Below are 18,638 nucleotides of genomic sequence, written 5' to 3' on the forward strand. Positions count from 1 at the left end.
CAAGACCGCCGAAGAGATACTCGAATCCCTCGGCAGACTTCTAAAACGAATTAACGGCGCGGGACACTAGCGGCCCGGCGCGCGTCGGGCCCGGCTCACACCTCGGACAGATCCACCGATCGGGTCTCCGACACCGACCACAACGCGATCAGGGTGAGCAACCCGGCGACCGCGAGGTACACCCCCACCCAGAACACGCCGTAATCGGCGACCACCCAGGTCGCGATGAACGGTGCGACCGCCGCACCGAGGATGGAGGCGACATTGTAGGAGATGCCCGATCCGGTGTAGCGCACATTCGTCGGGAACAGTTCGGGCAGAATCGCACTCATCGGCCCGAAGGTCAGGCCCATCAGCGCCATGCCCAGGATGAGCAACACCAGCATCATGCTGTCGGTCACCGACGACGGGTTCAGCAGCCAGCCGAAGCAGAAACCGAAGACGATGATGGCCGCGGTGATGATCAGCAGCACCGGCCGGCGGCCGTACCGGTCGGCGAGCAGCCCGGAGATCGGTACGCAGCCGGCGAAGAAGAGCACCGAGATGAGCTGGAGGCCGAGGAAGTCGACGTAACTTATGGACAGTTTCACCCCCGACGCGTCGGTCACCTTGCCGGTGCCGTACGACGTCGTCCAGGTGGTGACGATGTAGAACAGCGTGTAGGTGGCCAGCATGATGAACGTGCCGGCGATCAGTGGCCGCCAACTGGTCTTGAGCACCTCGGCGAGCGGCGCGCGAACCTTCTTGCCCTCTTTGACGGCGCGGGCGAATACCGGTGTCTCGGTGAGCTTCAGCCGCACGTAGAGCCCGATGACGACCATCACCGAGCTGGCCAGGAACGGGATGCGCCAGCCCCACGTGAGGAAGGCATGGTTGGAGGTCGCGGTCTTGGCGTCGAAGTCCAGACCCACCATCAGCAGCAAGAAGGTGGCGTTGGCGACGAAGAAACCGATCGGCGCCCCGAGTTGCGGCCACATCGCCGCCCACGCCCGCTTGCCCTTCGCCGCGGTCTCGGTCGCGAGCAGCGCCGCCCCCGACCATTCGCCGCCGAGCCCGAGTCCCTGGCAGAACCGCAGCAGCGCAAGCAATGCCGGTGCGCCGTAGCCGATCGACCCGTACGTCGGCAGCAGGCCGATCGCGAAGGTCGCGATCCCCATCGTCAGCAGCGAGGCCACCAGTGTCGCCTTGCGGCCGATCCGATCGCCGAAGTGGCCGAACAGGACCGACCCGATCGGACGTGCCACGAACGCCAGCCCGAACGTCGCGAACGACGACAGCAGCGCGGCGGTGTCGTTGCCCTTCGGGAAGAACAGCGTCGGGAACACCAGCACCGCGGCCGTCGCGTAGATGTAGAAATCGAAGAACTCGATGCTCGTACCGACCATCGACGCGATGATGATTCGGCCGCGCGGCACCGATGGGCTCGCGGGATCGGCGGCGGGGAGGGTGGACTCACTCACCGCGCAGACGTTACGCCCCCGGCCGATCCCCGCAGTTACGCCGGGTCAGCTGCCCCGCCGGATCCATTCCTCCAGGTGCGGCGCCTCGTCGGCGACGGTGGTGCCGCCGCCGTGGCCGGTGTAGACCTTGGTCGCCGGGTCGAGGGTGAAGATCTTGTCGCGGATGGACTCGATGATCGTCGGGAAGCTCGAGAACGAGCGTCCCGTCGCACCCGGGCCGCCCTGGAACAGGGTGTCGCCGCTGAACAGCACTCCCGCCTCAGGCACGTGGATGACCGACGACCCGGGTGAATGTCCCGGCGTGTTGAGCACCGTCAGTGCCGTGCCGGCCACCTCGATCTGCTGGCCGTCGGCGAGATCCTGGTGTGCGACACCGGGATGCGTGTCGTTCCAGAGCATGTCGTCGCCGGGATGCAGCAGGATCGGCGCGCCGGTCTGTGCCGATAGTTCCGGCGCGACGGTGATGTGGTCATTGTGCCCGTGCGTCAACAGGATTGCGCGTACGGTCCGATCGCCCACGGTGTCGAGGATCGGCGCCGCCGAATGTGCGGCGTCGATGATGACGACCTCGTCGTCGTCGCCGACGATCCAGATGTTGTTGTCGACGTCCCACGTTCCGCCGTCGAGGCTGAAGGTGCCCGAGGTGACGACCTTGTCGATCTTCAGCGCCATCAGAATTCCACCACCGAGCGCAGCACCTTGCCGGCCTCCATCGCGGAGAACGCCGACTCGACGTCGCCGAGTCCGACGCGTTCGGTGACGAACTTGTCCAGCGGCAGCCGTCCCTGCTCGTAGAGGTCGATGAGCATCGGGAAGTCCCGCTCGGGCAGAGCGTCGCCGTACCAGGACGACTTCAATGCCCCACCGCGAGAGAAGAAGTCGACCAATGGCAGCTCGAGTGTCATCTCGGGGGTCGGCACGCCGACGAGCACCACGGTGCCGGCGAGATCGCGGGCGTAGAACGCCTGCTTGTAGGTTTCGGGGCGGCCGACCGCGTCGATGATGACGTCGACGCCGTTGCCGTCGGTGAGATCCTGCACGGCGGTCACCACGTCGTCGGTCTCGGCGCCGTTGATGGTGTGGGTGGCGCCGAGTTCGGTGGCCCACTTCAGTTTTGCCGGATCGCGGTCGATGGCGACGATCGTGGTCGCACCGGCGAGGCGGGCACCGGCAATGGCGGCGTCACCGACACCGCCGCAGCCGATCACGGCCACCGAATCGCCGCGTCCGACGTTGCCGGTGTTCATCGCCGCACCCAGACCGGCCATCACACCGCAGCCGAGCAGCCCGGCGACGGCCGGGTCGGTCTCGGGATTGACCTTGGTGCACTGCAATTCGTGGATGAGCGTCTTCTCGACGAACGCACCGATGCCCAGCGCCGCGGTGAGTTCGGTGCCGTCGGTGAGTGCCATCGGCTTCGACGCGTTGAAGGTGTCGAAGCAGTACCACGGCCGGCCCCGCTTACACGCACGGCATTCCCCGCAGACCGCGCGCCAGTTGAGGACGACGAAGTCGCCGACCTCGACGTGGCTGACCTCCGACCCGACGGTCTCGACGATCCCGGCGGCCTCGTGGCCGAGCAGGAAGGGGTATTCGTCATTGATGCCGCCCTGTTTGTAGGCGAGATCGGTGTGGCAGACGCCGCACGCCTGGATCTTCACGATCACGTCCCGCGGGCCCGGGTCCGGGATCACCACGTCGACGATTTCCGTCGCCGCGCCCTTGCTCCGCGAGATGACTCCCTTGACCGTCTGCTCCGACATATCTGTTTCTCTGTCCTTTCCGTGTCGTCCCGGTGGGGTCCGACTCTCGGTGCGCACAACCCCGGACTGCGTATGCACAGTCCGGTACACCTCTCAGTCTCGCGGCGCCGGCACACACATGCAGCCACTCGAATGGATGGTTCTACCTAGACGAAAGTACTGCGCTCGATCGGCCGGTGCGACCGTGCTCGCTCACCTCGCCTGCTCACCGGCAACGATCCCCGCCCGCGCCCCGAGCAGCCCGGCCTCCCCGCGGTTGGTGACCTGCAACTTCTGCAGGATCGAGGTGACATGGAACTTGATGGTGCTCTCACTGACCCCGAGTTCGGCGGCGATCACCTTGTTGCGCCGCCCCAACGCCAGGTGGCCGAGCACCTCGACCTCCCGCGGATTCAGTGACGACAGCAGGTCTGATGTGCGCCGAGACCCGGCTGCCCCATCCGCCGATGGTCTCGACCTCGAGCCGACCGTCGAGCGCCTGCAGACGACCGGCCAGCTGGCGGCGCAGCGAATCTCCGTCGAGTTCCCCGCTGCCCTGGTCACGGACGTCGACGACGAGGTCGTCGTCCACACAGTCCCAGGCGACACGGATACGGTGCGAGTGCTGCTGCGAGGCCACGGCGACCGCGACCGCCCGCACGACCGCGCGCGCCGCATGCGCGATCTCACCGGGCAGCGAACGGCCGTCGGCAACGGGCCGGACGTAGTCGACGTCGGCGCCGAGGTGACGCAGCACCGGTTCGAGCTCGGCCTGCAGCCGGCCGAAAGCGGTGGTCACCGCCTCGGTGGCCAGTGTGCGATCGGTGTCGCCGACGGTCCGCAGCGCGATGAGTGCCGACGACGCGGTCTCCGCGGCGGTCGAGCGGGCGGTCCGATCGTCGAGGTCCCGTGAACGCAGGGTCCCGAGGATCGAGCCGAGCGTGTCCTCATGGGTCTCGGTCAGTTGCCGGATGGTGCGTGCGCGCTCACTCGACGCTGCCCGCGACTCGGCCAGATAGTCGGGGCTCGCCTGCGCGACCTGCTGGCGGATGGACACCGCGACGATGGCGAACCAGGCCCGCAGCATCTCGGGCGCCGCCGTGGGCGCCCGTCCGGGAACCAGCACGAGCAGCGTGTCGGTCTCGTCGCGGGCCGCCCGGATCCGGCGCTCAGCGCCCGCGAGAACTGCACTGCGCTGCACCACCTCACCGACCTGGGTGGCGTCCTTGACGGCATCGAGTTCGGCGACGGTGACGCGGTCGACGATGTCGGCATCACCGGCGACCTTGCGCGGGCGGCCCGTGCACTCGCGGGTGAAGATGACCAGCGCATCGTGCGGGGCCTGCGCCATCAGGAACCGCGAGAATCGCACCGCGATCTCCGGCAGCGGGCCGTCGACGACCGCACGTAACTGCAGCAAGGCGCCGGGATCGTTCGTCACGAGCCCATTGTCACGGTGCGACTCAGGTGTGCGACGCGCGGTATCACTTGAGGGCGGCGCGCAACTGGGCCTTCGTCATCGACGAGTAGCCCTTGACCCCCTCGGCCTTTGCCGCTGCACGGAGGTCGGCGACCTTCGATCCGCCTTTCGCCTTCGCTCCGCCCTTCGCGGGCGCGGACTTCTTCTTCCCCGGCGACTTCGGACCCGACGCCTTCTTTGTGCCCGACGCCTTCTTTGTCGATGCGCTCTTTGTCCCCGAGGCCTTTGTCGACGTCTTCTTCGCGGGAGCGTTCTTGGTCTGGGTCTTCTTCGCCTCGGTCTTCTTCCCCGAAGGCTTTTTGTCGCGGGCCTTCTTGTCGGGGGTCTTCTTCTCCCCGGGAGTTTTGCCCGACCCGCCGGGCTTCTTCCCGTCGAGCTTGGCCCCGCCGACACCGACGGCCGCGAGCACGTCGTCTTGGGCGCGGCCGACCCGCTCGCGGGCGGCCTTCTCCAGTTGGGAGACCTGTTTGGTGAGTCGTCCGATCTGGGCGTCGAGGCGCCTGATCGCTTTCTTTTTTCCGCCGCCGTCCTTCTTGCCCACGCCGCTGTCCTCCTGTGCCGTAGTCAGTTGACATCTTTCTGCAACCGGCATACCCCGTCGGAGTGATGGTTACACCTCCGTTCGGATTTTCGACCGGCCGGTCGCGCGACGACCTGTCGGCCCGGTGCGCTCGGCGTAACGTTGTCGGCACCGAAAGGAGACAGCCATGCCGAACAAGGATCCTGGCCCATCGGTCAAGGACGACGAACTCTATGAAAAGCTGCGTGACGAGGGCAATTCCAAGCAGAAGTCCGCGCGGATCGCGAATGCCGCTGCGAACAAGGGGCGTTCGTCGGTCGGCTCCAAAGGCGGCCATTCCGGCTCGTACGAGGACTGGACCGTCGACGAGTTGCGCTCTCGTGCAAAGGAACTCGACGTCTCGGGCTATTCGTCGATGAAGAAGGACGACCTCATCGAGGCGCTGCGCAACAGCTGAGCTCTCACGGCAGCACCCCCGAACGTCGTGCGATCGTCACTGCCTCCAATCGGCTTGTGGCACCGAGCTTTCGCATCGCGCACTTCAGGTAGCCCTTCGCGGTCTGTAGCCCGATGCCGAGCGATGCCGCGATGCGCGCATTGGGATAGCCGAGTGCGGCGAGCGCCAGCACATCCTGTTCGCGGCGTGTCAGCGCGACGGGTGCGCGATCCGGGCGGGGATCGGCGTCGAGAAGTCCGTCGGTGATCTTGCCGATCGCGGCGGCGACCTCGGCGTCGTCGACCGAGTCCGCGAGTCCCCGCAGCCGGGCGTACGCCTCGATCAGTCGGATACGCAGGGCCTCGGCCCCGGGCTGCACGGCCACGGCCTCGACGGAGGCCCGCGTGGCGACGATCTGCTGCTCCAGGGTGCGCGCCTCTCCGGCCAGGGCGTCGAGGGCGCGGTCGCCGAGCCGATCGTCGCTGTGTAGTGCCCCGTAGATCACCGCGACCGGGACCCCGTCGACGATGACCGGTGCCGCCGCCATCGCGCGCAGACCCTCGGTCGCGATGACGGCGTTGTAGCGGTGCGTGATCTGCGGGGTCGCGAGGTAGTCGTCGACGACCATCGGCCGGTTCATGGCCACCACCTTGCCGCCGAGACCGTGCCCGACGTCGACGGCCACACCGTCGAGTGCACCGACGGTGTGGCCGACGAACTGCGTCAACCGCAGTCCGCGGCCGTATTGGACCACTCCCCCGAAAGCCAGCGTGACCCCACTGGACTTGCGTAGACGACGCAACGCGTCGGTGACCGGCGCGGCGAGCGACTCGGGCATCGGAGGTCACCTCCTCGTGTTGTTCCGACCCCTCTTCGGGGGGTGGCACATGCCGTCGGCGGGGTCCGACAATGGCGTGCGAATGTGATCCAGCTTACTCACGAGGCTCAGGTGAAATCATGACCCCAACCGCTCCCACGCACTCCTCCGTCGATGCCGAGGTGGCCGCGCTGCTGGCCGAGTACGGCGCCGACGATGCGGATGCCGCAGCGCTGCTCGTCGACCGCCACGACCCCGATGCCATCGCGTTCCGCACCGTCGGGACCGACGGCGACGAGCTCGTCGTCACGGCGGTGACCTACGGGGAGCTCGCCGCGCGCTCCCGCAGGCTGGCGACCGGCTTGGCCGGTCTCGGTGTGGAGCGCGGCTCGCGGGTGGGCGTGTTGATGGGCAAACGCACCGAAATCGTCGTCACCCTGCTCGCGCTCGCACGCCTCGGCGCGGTGTACATACCGCTGTTCACCGCATTCGCCACGCCGGCCATCGAGATGCGGCTGCGGGGCGGCGGCGCCGAGGTGGTGGTGACCGAGGCGAGTCAGGTCGGCAAACTCGAGGGGATCGGCGGGCTCACCACTGTGGTGGCCGGCGCCGGGAGCGAAGCGAGCGGGCCGAATGGGCCCGGCGCCGGGAGCGGGCCGGGTGTCGTGGATTTCGACGATCTGGTCGCGCGCAGCGATCCGTGGGAGTCGTCGGTCGCCGTCGGCGGCGACGGTCATCTGATCTTGTTGTTCACCAGCGGCACCACCGGCGCTCCCAAGGGGGTGCCGGTGCCGGTGCGCGCGCTGGCCGCCTTCGTCGCGTATATGCGGTTCGGACTCGACGTGTCCGCGGACGACGTGTTCTGGAACGCCGCCGACCCGGGGTGGGCGTACGGGTTGTACTACGGAATTCTCGGTCCGTTGGCGATCGGACGCCCGAACCTCTTGCTGCAGGCCGGTTTCACGCCGGAGCTGACCGCCCGCGTTCTGCGCGAGCTCGGCGTCACCAACTTCGCCGCCGCGCCGACCGTCTATCGGTCGCTCAGCAAAAGCACTGCGGTCCAGGGTTTCTCGCTTCGGCACGCATCGTCGGCGGGTGAGCCGTTGACGCCGGACGTGATCGAGTGGGCCACGGGCGCGTTGGGCACCGAGGTCCGGGATCACTATGGGCAGACCGAACACGGCATGTTCATCAACAATCATTGGGCGCCGGGGATTTTCGAGCCAGGGGTCGTCGAGACGCTGATCCCCGGGTCGATGGGCCGGCCGATGCCCGGTTTCGCCACCGGCATCGTCGACGGGCAGATCGCGATCGACGTGCCGGCCAGTCCGGCGATGTGGTTCACCGGTTATCTCGATGCCCCGGAGAAGACCGCGGCCCGGTTCTCCGAGGACGGCCGGTGGTATCTGACCGGCGACACCGGCCGCTGCGACGAGGACGGCAACTACTTCTTCACCGCCCGCGACGACGACGTGATCATCATGGCCGGTTACCGCATCGGACCGTTCGACGTCGAGAGCGTGCTGATCACTCACCCGTCGGTCGTCGACGTGGCCGTGGTCGGCCGCCCCGATGACTTGCGCGGGGAGGTCCTCGAGGCCTTCGTCGTTCTCGCCGACGGCGTCGTCGGCGACGGCGCTCTCGAGGAGCAGTTGCAGCAACTGGTCAAGACGGGCTTCGCCGCGCACGCCTATCCGCGGACGGTACATTTCGTGGACGCGCTGCCGAAGACACCGAGCGGCAAGATCCAGCGATTCGTCCTGCGGCAGAGGTGATTCGGCGACGCCGGTCAGGCCCCCGACACCAGGCGCCGCACCGACGCGGGGATCTCGGTGCCTGTCGCGGGTACCGGATCGTCGTAGACGGTGCGAACGGGGATGACGCCGGTCCATTCGTCGGAGTCCGTCCCGGGTCCACCGGTGCGCGCCTTGGCCACCCACTGGCCGTCGACGATCGGTAGCCGGAGTACGAGGGTGGCAGCGGACTCTTTGCGGGTGATCGCCGACGTCTCGGCGACTCGTCCCGGAATCAGCCTGTCCGACAATGCCTCCAGGGCACTCTCCTCGTCGGCGACACGTTCGGGTATACCCCGGATGACTGCCGATCGGTAGTTGGCGGAGTGGTCGAAAAGCGTCTCGGCGACGACGATTCCGTCGAGCGCGAATACCGTGAACGTCGACGGCGCACCCTGCGCCACATGCCGCAACCCGCCCGCGGCGACCGATCCATGCAGAAGGATGTCGTCACCGTCGCGGGCGAACAGCAGTGGCACCGACCAGGGCCAGCCGTCGACGACGGTCGAGAGCGTGCCGACGAGCACCGCGTCGAGGACGTCATCGAGTTGGGCCCGGTCACCACCGCGGTCCGGTTTGCGCCGCAACGCGGACAGGGCAGCGGGTTCGCCCGAGTAGGGCGGTTGATCCGAGTGCGGCGGTTGATCCGAGGAGGCCATGAGGGGCATGGTGCGCGACCGGCGCCGTCGCGGCAACCGATTTGCTCACCGCGCGTGTGCGGGCATCTGCGGTCACCTGCCATTTCAATGCAGACGCGACTTGTCCGCAATCATCTCTAACGTCGGTGGTGACCAGCAAAACCACTGCGAAAGGGCAGAACCATGGCAGGCACCTACACTTCCGTCACCCTCAGCGTCGACGTCAGCGGCGAGGAGGCCGACGTGCTGACGCTCCTCACCGATCAGCGCGAGATGTTCCTGGTGACGTTGCGTGGTCTCGACGACGAGCAGGCGCGGCGCCGCACCACCGTGAGCGAACTGACCCTCGGCGGACTGGTCAAGCACCTGACAATGGTCGCGCGCGGGAACACGCAAGTCATCATCGACCGCGATCCGACCGCCGAATTCGACATGAGCGAGGCAGCGCACGGCTACGAGCTGACCGCCGACGAAACTCTGGACGGATGGATCGCCGCCTATCGCGAGGCCGCTGCAGAATTCGACGCCGTGATCGCCGAGGTGGGTTCGCTCGACGAGAGCATCCCGCAGCCGACGGCTCCGTGGCAGCCGGCGCGGGAATGGTGGTCGGTCCGGAAGATGGCATTGCACCTGCTGCGGGAAACGGCGCATCACAGCGGGCACGCCGACATCATCCGGGAGGCGCTCGACGGTCAGAAGACAATGGGCGCGCTTTTCGATTTCGGCGCCCCGGCCTGAGATCGGCCGTCGATGTTCATCGTGGTGAATCTGGTGGCCGTTACGGATATGTAGTCCGTTCGGGTGGATTTCGCCTTCAGGCGGACGAATGCGGACGAACTCGCTGGATCCCGGTCGGGCGCAGTCACAATACTTGTGGCTCGGGGGCCAGACCACCAACGTTTCGCCGCAGGAGACCGAGCAGATGTCGAATTACTATCCACCCGGACCGCCGACCTATCCATCGATGCCTTTCGGGGCCGTACCGCCCGAGCCGCAACGACACAATCGGCGCAACCTCACCTTGATTCTCGCCGCGGTCGTCGCCGTCCTCGCGCTCGTGTTCGCCTCGGTGGTGGTGATTGTGCTGAAGCACAAGAAGGGCGAGTTCTCGATTCCGTTCCTCTCGCTGACCTCCGCGGATGCACCCGGCAATCAGCCGTTCATGGCGCAACCCAACCTGACCAACCGGCCGCTGGACAACGGGCTGCGGCTGAGCGCCCAGACCGGCGCACCCGATCAGGGCACCCGGGTGGTCAGCGGCACGACCCCCGGCCTGTACATGGGTGGTTCCACCTCCTGCGACCCGGCCGGTCTGGGCAACTTCCTGGCGCAACACCCCGGGCAGGCCAAGTCGTGGGCAAGTGTCTACGGCATAAGCACCCAGGCCATTCCCTACTACCTCGACACGCTCACACCGGTTGTTCTCGCGGCCGACACATGGGTGACCAACTACAGCTATACCGGCGGTTCCGCGGTGCCGTTCCAAGATGTGCTGCAGGCGGGTACGTCGGTGCTCGTCGACAGCGCCGGCGTGCCCCGGGTGCGATGCCAATGCGGTAATCCGTTGGGGCCGTCGGCATCTGCGCCCATCGGCGGATACCGAATCCGTGGCGCCCACTGGCAGGGCTACCAGGTCAACTACATCACTCGCGTCGCGTACAACACGCAGAACGTCACCGTCATCAACAACACGACGACCGTGATCAACCAGGCGCCGTCGCAGGCACCGCCCCCCGCCAGTGGGCCGGCCGCACTGTTGACGTTGCTCAATCCGGAGACACGGCAGCTCTTCGACCGAACCGTCGGCGGCATCATCGATCTGTCCGGTCAGCCACCACTGAACGAGCCGTTGCCGACGCCGACGTCGCTGAACGTGCCACTGGTCGCCCACAGTGACGAGGCCGCCGCACAGAACGGACTCGCCCGCGCCGGCGATCCGGCACCGGCTCCGGAGGTCACGCGGATGGCGCAAGAGAACGGCAACACCCCGCCGACCGAAGGTGCGGGCCGCACGGAGTCGGGCGCCCAGAACCCGGCCGGTGGCGCGACGTCGGCAGCCACCGAATCCGGAGGGAACAGCTCTGCGTCGCAGTCGAATTCAAGTTCCTCGTCGGCCGCGCCGACGCGGACCGCCTTCACCGGCAGTGGCGATTCCATCGGCAGCTTCACCTTCACCGACAACGATCAGTCGGTGACCTGCCAGGCACCCTCGGCCGAAGCCACCGGATCGGTGTCACTGACGTGTACCGACGGCCAGTCGAGGTCGGTGGATCAGAGTTCGCTCTCCCAGTCGTCGGTCACCTCGGCCACCGACTCCACCGGTGTCTGGCGAGTGTCCCTCGGCGGCAGTTCGGTCGCGGTCACCTCCGCCACCTGGCAGACCCTGGTGCCCACCACGACCGAAACCACCACCGCCGAAACCCCGACGTCAACGGAGACCCCTGAGGTCCCGACGACGACCGAGGAAACCACCACCCAGGCACCCGAGACGAGCGAGGAGACGACCCCGGCGGGCTGACCCGCAGGACAGCAACGCGGCCGGCGGGCGTTCCCGCCGGCCGCGTTGCTGTCGGTCTGCCCGAGTGAACTGGAGAGTCGCGCTACGCGCCGGCCCCGACCACCTTGACCAGCCGGGCGTCGGCGTCGATCACGAGGTAGTCGGCCGCGAAGCCCGGAGCGAGGTCGCCGACACCGGTGAGGCCGACAGCCCGAGCCGGTGTGCGTGAACACATCTCGACGGCGGCGACGAGCGCATCGGTGGTGATCGGTCCGTCACCGGACAGGCCAAGAGCGGCGCGATGGAACAGGACGTCCATGGTGGCGGTGCTGCCCGCGATCGCACCGGTCTCGATTACACCGGACTCGATTGCACCGCTCGCCCGCACACGCGCGACGCCATCGCGCACATCGACGTCGACGGCACCGAGACGGTATGCGCCGTCGGGCATTCCGGCCGCGGCCATCGCATCGGTGACGAGCGCGACCCGGCCGGGACCGGCAATCCGTTGCACATAGGCCGCGAGATCCGGGTGGACGTGTACACCGTCCCCGATGAGCTCGACGACGGTGCGGTCGTCAGAGAGCAGCGCGAGCACCGGCCCGGGCTCGCGGTGGCCGAGCGGTCGCATGGCATTGAACAGGTGCGTGCCGACCCGTGCGCCGGCGTCGATGGCGGCGCACGTCCGACCGTAGGTGGCCTCGGTATGGCCCACCGCCGCAACGGCTCCCGCGTCGACGATCTGCCGCACCGCGTCGAGACCACCGTCGAGTTCGGGGGCGACCGTGATCATCCGAATGGCCCCGCCGCCGATGTGCAGCAGTGCCTCGATCTCGTACGGATCAGGATCACGCAGCGTGGCCGGATCGTGCGCACCGCAGCGCGCCGGTGACAGCCATGGTCCCTCGAGGTGGATGCCGGCGATCGTGCCCGCCGCCACCTCGTCCCGCAACGCGCGGACCTGTCGCACCAGCGCATCTGGCGACGCACTCACCAGACTCGCCAATGTGGTTGTGGTGCCGTGTGATCGGTGGAATGCGGCCGCGGCGCCGATCTCGTCGGCGATGCCGTCGGTGTAGCCGGCTCCCCCACCGCCGTGCACATGGATGTCGACGAAGCCGGGCACGATGGTGGCGTCGGGATAGGAGCGGTCGGCCGGCGTCGGTGGCGCGCCCTGCCCCACCGCGGCGATCTGGCCTGCACACACGGTGAACCATCCCGGTTCCAGCGCCCGGCTCCCGCTGACGATGCGCCCGGCGGAAATAGTTGTCACCGCGTCCGTCGCGGCACCACCATTCACAGCGTTTCCGTCACCTTGCGCAGGCCGCGCGGTGTGTCCGGGTCACCGCCGCGGGCGATCGCCAGGTGTAAGGCCAACTGCTGGAACGGGATGATCTCCAGCAACGGCGACAACTCCGGCGGCGCGCCCGTCGGCAGGACGAACCCGCCGGTCAGCGTCGACACGTATTCGCCTGCGCCGACGCCGAATATGTCGGCGTCGCGTTCGGCCAGGCGGTCCAGGACCGGCCGCATCGCCGCGCCGCCGACTCCTTCGGGAACCACGGCGAGCACCGGCACCTGCGGGTCCACGGTGGCCAACGGCCCGTGCAGCAGATCGGCGCCAGAGAAGGCCTGCGCCGAAAGATAGGACGTCTCCATCAGTTTCAGCGCCGCCTCGCGGGCGGTGGGATAGGAGTATCCACGTCCGGTGGTCACCAACCGTTGCGCGAATCGATACCGCTGCGCCGCCGCCCGCACCCGCTCCTCCCCGTCGAGCACGTGCGCCCCCAGCTCCGGCAATGCCGCTGCCGCGCGCGCACCGTCGGCACCGAGGATCGCCTCGGAGAGCAGGTACAGCGTAAGCAGTTCCGCCGTATACGATTTCGTGGCGGCAACCGAGCGCTCGGGGCCGGCGTGCACGTGAAGGTCGAGTTCGGCCGCATCTGCCAGCGCAGAAATGGTGGCGTTGGTGACGGCGACGGTCAGCGCCCCCTGTTCACGCGCCACCTGCACCGAGCGCACCAGATCGGGCGAACCGCCCGACTGGCTGACCGCGATATAGAGGACGTCCCGCAGATCGGGTCGGGCGCCGTAAACGGTCATCGTCGACGGCGACACCATCCCCGTCGGCAAGCCGTGCCGGATCTCGACCAGATACTTGCCGTAGAGCGCCGCATGATCGCTGGTGCCGCGCGCGACGAATTGGACAAAACGCGGGCGCCGGTCGGCGATATGGCGTGCCACCGAGGTGATCTCGCCTCGGCTCGCGCGCAACAGGGTGCGCCAGACGTCGGGCTGCTCGGCGATCTCGGCGGCCATCAGATGACCGGGCCCGTCGGTGCGTCCGGTGTTCATGAGATCCCCTTTCGCCCGGGCCTGTTCACGGCAGCCTCAATGCGCCGAGAGGAGCGAGTTCGCCAGCCGGACCGCACCGTGCACCGGGGCGACCTCGAGGACGCGGATGCCGGTGATACCCCTGGGCGCGAGAATCTCACGAATCCGACGTTCCAGCACGGGCTGATGGACCAATTGTCCGCCCGCGAGCACCAGCGGCCCGGCCAGTCCGAGCCGGTCGGCGACGGTGCAAGCCAGATCGGCGAGCGACTCGGCGGCGAGGTCGATGATCTCGATGGCCCGGTCGTCACCGGCGGCAGCGCATTCGAAGACCACATGCGCGCGCCGCGCCCAGAAGTGCGGATCGGCACGGGTGTAGAACAGGTCGTGCAGATCGAGGACGGCATCGACCTCGCAGTCCTCGACCATCCGCCGCGACAGCGGGGCGGGTACCCGACCGTGGTCGTTGTCGCGCAGCGCCCGTCGAAGCGCTTCGCGCGCAACCCAATACCCGCTGCCCTCGTCGCCGAGCAGATGACCCCAGCCACCCGCTCGCACGTCATCCCCGTTTCGCCGCCCCCAGGCGACCGCGCCGGTACCGCTGATCAGCGCGATCCCCTCGTCGAGGCCGGCGGCCGCCAGGATCAGATGGGTGTCGTGCACGACGCCGACCGCTGCACCCGGAAGACGTTCGGCGAGAAGTATTTCCAGCCGCCGAACAGCGGCCGGCGTGTCGACCCCGGCCGAACCGGCCAGCGCCGCGGCCACTTCACGCGCGCCGCCGAGCCGCTCGATCGCCGCGTCGAGTTGTCGGCCGGCCTCCTCGACGCCCCGCGACGATACATTGGCACTGCCGACGACGGTCTCGGCGACGACGATGCCGTCCTCGGCCCGGACCGCATGCGTCTTCGATCCACCGATGTCGAACGCGAGCGCCACCTCGGAGGGACCGGTTCGCATCGGGCGCCTCCTCGGTGGCTCCTCGGTGGGGGTTCTACGCGCTCGCCGTCTCCAGATCGGACGCGTCGGTTGCCGGAGCCGCCGGCAGAGTGCGGGTGAACTCGAGGTTCGGGTCGGCCACATCCATGTCGAAGGACTTGCGGTCCTTGTAATAGCTCATCGACATGGTCCACGGCTCGGCGACGCCCTGCTTCGGCAGATTCGCCAACGACCGCTTTACATATCCGGCGCCGAAGTCCAGCAGCGGTCGGGTTTCCATGGTCGGATCGGCGATCGGCGCGACGGCCGGATAGCCGCGGGCGTCCATGTAGGCGAGCAGTCGGCAGAAATGCTCGCAGAGCAGTCCGACCTTCAGTGTCCACGACGAGTTCGTGTACCCGATCGCGAACGCGAAATTGGGAACTCCGCTGAGCATGAATCCACGGTAGGCGACGGTGTCGGGCAGCGACACGGGTTTGCCGTCGATGGCGATGTCCATGCCGCCGAAGAGCTGCAGGTTGAGGCCGGTGGCGGTGACGATGATGTCGGCCTCGAGTTCTTCGCCGCTCTCGAGCAGGATTCCCTTCTCGGTGAAGGTGGCGATCCGGTCGGTCACCACCGATGCCTTGCCCTCCCGGATCGTCCGGAACAGGTCGCCGTCGGGCACGGCACACAACCGCTGGTCCCACGGGTTGTACGGCGGATTGAAGTGCTTGTCGACGTCGAAGCCCTCGGGCAGCAGCTTCTTGTTGATCGCGCGGATCACCTTGCGCGAGGCATTCGGGAAGCGCTGGCAGACCTCATACAGCAAGCGTTGCTGCGCAATATTTTTCACACGCGCCAAGGCATATCCGCGCTTGTCGCCGAGAACTGCGCGGCCGACGTTGGCCACCGGATCGTGCTTGGGCAGCGGCACGATGTAGGTCGGCGTGCGCTGCAGCATCGTGATGTGCGCGGTCTTGGCCGCCATCGCGGGCAGCAGCGTCACCGCGGTGGCGCCGGAGCCGATGACCACCACCTTCTTACCCGTGTAGTCGAGGTCCTCGGGCCAGTGCTGCGGGTGGACGATCTGACCGGTGAAGCGTTCGCTGCCCTCGAAATTCGGGGTGAAACCCTCGTCGTAGTTGTAGTAGCCGGCGCCGGCGAACAGCCAGGCTGCTTTCATCTGAAAGTGCTCGCCGGTGTCACCGCGTTCGATGTCGACCGTCCACCGGCATTCCTGGCTCGACCACTGCGCCGAGAGCACCTTGTGCTGGTAGCGGATCTTGTCGCCGAGGTCGTCCTCGCGGATCGCCTCCTGCAGATAGTCGACGATGCGGGGCGCGTCGGCGATCGACTGCTTGTCGGTCCACGGCTTGAACGCGAAACCGAAGGTGTGCAGGTCGGAGTCCGAACGGATGCCCGGATATTTGAACAGATTCCAGGTGCCGCCGGAGACCGCCCGCCCCTCCAAGATGGCGAACGACTTCTGCGGCACGATCGTCGTCAGGTAGTGGGCAGCACCGATGCCGGAGATCCCGGCGCCGATGATCAGCACATCGACGGTCTCGACAGGTGTGGTGGTGTTGGGCACGTTCTCTCCTCGCCGCTGGGCTGCCGGGTGTCTCGACGTGGCACACGTACGTCCGGGCCTCATCCCAATATGACACTCAGCGTTGTCATGATCCAGAGTGCCCCCGTCGTGGCGATCGCGCCAGTGGCAATGTGCCCACCCTGACGATCGCCGGAGGTGCACAATGTTCACATGGACGGAGAATGGCCTGCGTCGCCGCCACGAATTCAACAGTTGATCCGCGTCGGCGCCCAACAGATCCTCGATCCGCCCGCGGACTGGGTGGAGCAACTGCACGACGCCTCGCTGAGCGGGGCGCGGATGCGTCCGGTCGCCGAGGACCCCGTCCTGGCCGAGGGCACGCGCCGCACCAACCTCGCCAACACGATGCGCTGGGCGCTGCACAACGTCGAGCACCCCGGCGAGCGCGTACCCGCACAGCTCACCGCCGAGATCATGGTCGCCACGCACGACCTGGTCCGGCGCGGACTCGACGAGGCCGCCCTCGACGCCTTTCGCACGGCGCAGAGCGTCGCGTGGCGGTTGTGGATGGAGATCTGCTTCGGCCTCACCGACGACCTGGCCGAACTGCGCGAACTGCTCGACATCACCTCGCGGTCGATCTCGACGTTCATCGACGACACCGTGACCGCGATGAGCGAACAGATGAGGGCCGAACGTGAGGAACTGTCCCGCGGCACCCACGCCCAGCGCCGGGAGGCGGTTTCCCTCGTCCTCGAGGGTGCACCGATCCCGATGGATCGTGCCCAGGAGCAGCTCGGTTACCGACTCGCCGGACCCCACACCGCGGTGGTGTTGTGGTCCACCACGCCCGACTGTGCGTCCGACCTCGAGGCCGCCGCCGCCGAACTCACCCGAGCCGCCGGGGCGACCACCCGCCTCACCATCGTCGCGAGTGCCACCTCCTGGTGGATCTGGTTGCCGGTGAGCGGGTTCGGAACGCCCGAGCTGACATCTACGCGCGTACGGCTCTCCGTCGGGCGCCCCGGCACCGGCCTCGACGGCTTCCGGTCCAGCCACTTTCAGGCTCTGGCCACCCAACGCCGACACGCACAGCTCGGGGCGAGCCATCGCATCGTGCACTACGACGACATCCGGCTCGTTTCCCTGCTCACCGCCGATTCCGCCGCCGGCGACGAGTTCCTCGCCGATACACTCGGGCGCCTCGCGCACGCCGACGACGAGCTCATCGAGACCCTCCGGACCTGGGTCAGCTTGCAGTGCAATACCTCTCGAACCGCGGAAAGGCTCTACACGCACCGCAACACCGTCATCCGCCGACTCGACCGCGCCGACGCACTACTCCCTCGCCCCCTGGCCGAGTGTCTCGTCGACGTGGCCGCGGCGCTGGAAGTCCTCCGCTGGCGGACATGAGGCCAGTTGTTCACGTGGCGGTCGGCCTTAAATCCTGGACGCATATTCGATGCGGCGGTACCCTGGGCGCGCTTCGAGGAATCAACGACAACGAAAGGAGGTGGCGCAGATGATCTCGCGATCCGCATGGCATGACGACAACGAATTGCACTGTCGGCATGAGCTGCTGACGGATACCCGCGGGATGACACCGCCGTATCGGTTCACCCCCTGCGTCACCGGGACCGGGCGCCTTTTCGGCTGATCCCGTGCCGGTGGCGCGCGACTCGAGTACGCCATCGTTTGCCCAGGAGAAGCCATGACCATCTTTGTCACCAACGCCGGTTTGCAAATACTCGCCCGCGTCACCTGGCGCCGGGCCGCAGTGCTGTTGACCACCGACGTCGCACGCAACGTCGAGGGCACCCCACTCGTGCGCGTCGTGCATTCGCCCAGCATCAGCCAGCACATTCACCAGGTCGTCGCCATCAAGCGCAACGCCTACCGTCCATACGGAGGCAAGTCGATCGACTCCTACGCGTCCGGGCCAACGATCCTGCGTCGAGACCAGTGGATCTGCGCCTACTGCGAGGGACCGGCCGACACCGTGGACCACATCGTCCCCCAGTCCCGCGGCGGCGCTTCCACTTTCGGCAATCAGGTGGCGGCGTGCAAGTCTTGCAACGGTTTCAAGGCCGACCGCACACCACGCGAAGCAGCGATGGCTTTGCGGCACGCACCCTTCGTCTACGACCCGTGGGCGCAGGACCAGAAAGAGGTCTGGGAATTGTTCACCCTCGGAAGGCAGACCGAGTAGCAGTCGGGTTGCCGGCCCTTCCGCCACGCTGGATCGGTAGACATTTTTCGCGGAAACCGTGACTCGATGTCTACCGATTCCCGCGTCAAAACTATTCTCGATCGAGGGTTGTCAACCTGGCAGATCGGGCGTAGACTCGAACGCACCAGCGACGAACTGATGTTTGATCGCATTCACTTTGGTCGTATTCACTGGGGGGTGACAATGACAACGATCGACCTGCCGGCTCTTGCGCCGGA

General features: G+C 67.3%; 16 protein-coding genes and 1 pseudogene. 6 read left to right on the top strand and 11 right to left on the bottom strand.

The features are described 5' to 3' along the window. Positions 1-95: 95 nt before the first annotated feature. The 5 genes and pseudogenes from ACLQ3C_RS20890 to ACLQ3C_RS20910 form a co-directional block, all read right to left on the bottom strand. Positions 96-1,385: an MFS transporter gene (locus tag ACLQ3C_RS20890; RefSeq protein WP_425707033.1), complete on the bottom strand. Its 1,290-nt coding sequence runs from the start codon at positions 1,383-1,385 to the stop codon at positions 96-98. Positions 1,386-1,505: 120 nt separating this feature from the next. Continuing rightward, positions 1,506-2,132 carry an MBL fold metallo-hydrolase gene (locus ACLQ3C_RS20895; protein WP_425707019.1) on the bottom strand — a complete coding sequence of 209 codons (627 nt, stop codon included), beginning with the start codon at positions 2,130-2,132 and terminating at the stop codon, positions 1,506-1,508. Further along, positions 2,132-3,223, bottom strand: a complete 1,092-nt coding sequence (locus ACLQ3C_RS20900) for an S-(hydroxymethyl)mycothiol dehydrogenase (RefSeq protein ID WP_425707020.1) — start codon at positions 3,221-3,223, stop codon at positions 2,132-2,134. Before ACLQ3C_RS20900 ends, ACLQ3C_RS20895 begins: the two co-directional genes overlap by 1 nt. Before the next feature lie 192 nt (positions 3,224-3,415). After that, positions 3,416-4,643: pseudogene (locus ACLQ3C_RS20905) on the bottom strand (response regulator transcription factor). 43 nt (positions 4,644-4,686) lie between these two features. Further along, positions 4,687-5,223 carry a Rho termination factor N-terminal domain-containing protein gene (locus ACLQ3C_RS20910; RefSeq protein WP_425707021.1) on the bottom strand — a complete coding sequence of 179 codons (537 nt, stop codon included), beginning with the start codon at positions 5,221-5,223 and terminating at the stop codon, positions 4,687-4,689. Positions 5,224-5,389: 166 nt separating this feature from the next. Here ACLQ3C_RS20910 and ACLQ3C_RS20915 point away from each other — a divergent pair, with 166 nt between their 5' ends. Beyond that, complete coding sequence (locus ACLQ3C_RS20915) at positions 5,390-5,659, top strand: Rho termination factor N-terminal domain-containing protein (RefSeq protein ID WP_425707022.1); 270 nt, start codon at positions 5,390-5,392, stop codon at positions 5,657-5,659. Between the two features lie 4 nt (positions 5,660-5,663). Here the strand turns inward: ACLQ3C_RS20915 and ACLQ3C_RS20920 are convergent, their stop codons facing one another. After that, positions 5,664-6,476 (bottom strand): LuxR C-terminal-related transcriptional regulator, encoded by an 813-nt coding sequence (locus ACLQ3C_RS20920; protein WP_425707023.1) that lies wholly within the window; start codon positions 6,474-6,476, stop codon positions 5,664-5,666. Positions 6,477-6,595: 119 nt separating this feature from the next. Between ACLQ3C_RS20920 and ACLQ3C_RS20925 the strand changes: the two genes are divergently transcribed. Beyond that, positions 6,596-8,230: an AMP-binding protein gene (locus ACLQ3C_RS20925; protein WP_425707024.1), complete on the top strand. Its 1,635-nt coding sequence runs from the start codon at positions 6,596-6,598 to the stop codon at positions 8,228-8,230. Between the two features lie 14 nt (positions 8,231-8,244). On the opposite strand, the gene ACLQ3C_RS20930 is transcribed toward ACLQ3C_RS20925, so the two are convergent. Beyond that, positions 8,245-8,907: a pyridoxamine 5'-phosphate oxidase family protein gene (locus tag ACLQ3C_RS20930; protein WP_425707025.1), complete on the bottom strand. Its 663-nt coding sequence runs from the start codon at positions 8,905-8,907 to the stop codon at positions 8,245-8,247. 162 nt (positions 8,908-9,069) lie between these two features. On the opposite strand from ACLQ3C_RS20930, the gene ACLQ3C_RS20935 reads away from it, so the two are divergent. Further along, positions 9,070-9,624 (top strand): DinB family protein, encoded by a 555-nt coding sequence (locus ACLQ3C_RS20935; protein ID WP_425707026.1) that lies wholly within the window; start codon positions 9,070-9,072, stop codon positions 9,622-9,624. A 184-nt stretch (positions 9,625-9,808) separates the two neighbouring features. Then, positions 9,809-11,404 carry a DUF6777 domain-containing protein gene (locus ACLQ3C_RS20940; RefSeq protein WP_425707027.1) on the top strand — a complete coding sequence of 532 codons (1,596 nt, stop codon included), beginning with the start codon at positions 9,809-9,811 and terminating at the stop codon, positions 11,402-11,404. Between the two features lie 82 nt (positions 11,405-11,486). Here ACLQ3C_RS20940 and ACLQ3C_RS20945 read toward each other — a convergent pair whose 3' ends face one another. From ACLQ3C_RS20945 to ACLQ3C_RS20960, 4 genes are all read right to left on the bottom strand, one after another. After that, on the bottom strand, positions 11,487-12,656 hold the full coding sequence (locus ACLQ3C_RS20945) for an N-acetylglucosamine-6-phosphate deacetylase (protein WP_425707028.1): 1,170 nt from the start codon (positions 12,654-12,656) through the stop codon (positions 11,487-11,489). 23 nt (positions 12,657-12,679) lie between these two features. Further along, positions 12,680-13,702 carry an SIS domain-containing protein gene (locus ACLQ3C_RS20950; RefSeq protein ID WP_425707034.1) on the bottom strand — a complete coding sequence of 341 codons (1,023 nt, stop codon included), beginning with the start codon at positions 13,700-13,702 and terminating at the stop codon, positions 12,680-12,682. A 72-nt stretch (positions 13,703-13,774) separates the two neighbouring features. Beyond that, positions 13,775-14,677, bottom strand: coding sequence for an N-acetylglucosamine kinase (locus tag ACLQ3C_RS20955; RefSeq protein ID WP_425707029.1), 903 nt, complete (start codon positions 14,675-14,677; stop codon positions 13,775-13,777). Positions 14,678-14,711: 34 nt separating this feature from the next. Continuing rightward, a complete protein-coding gene (locus tag ACLQ3C_RS20960) occupies positions 14,712-16,229 on the bottom strand; it encodes a flavin-containing monooxygenase (RefSeq protein ID WP_425707030.1) in 1,518 nt (505 codons plus the stop codon). A 171-nt stretch (positions 16,230-16,400) separates the two neighbouring features. Between ACLQ3C_RS20960 and ACLQ3C_RS20965 the strand changes: the two genes are divergently transcribed. After that, entirely contained in the window at positions 16,401-17,603 is a 1,203-nt protein-coding gene (locus ACLQ3C_RS20965) for a PucR family transcriptional regulator (protein WP_425707031.1), read from the top strand. 298 nt (positions 17,604-17,901) lie between these two features. Next, on the top strand, positions 17,902-18,399 hold the full coding sequence (locus tag ACLQ3C_RS20970) for an HNH endonuclease (RefSeq protein ID WP_425707032.1): 498 nt from the start codon (positions 17,902-17,904) through the stop codon (positions 18,397-18,399). The last annotated feature ends 239 nt before the right edge of the window (positions 18,400-18,638 follow it).

Origin of the sequence: Gordonia sp. DT30 (assembly GCF_049844915.1) — a bacterium.
Classification (GTDB): domain Bacteria; phylum Actinomycetota; class Actinomycetes; order Mycobacteriales; family Mycobacteriaceae; genus Gordonia.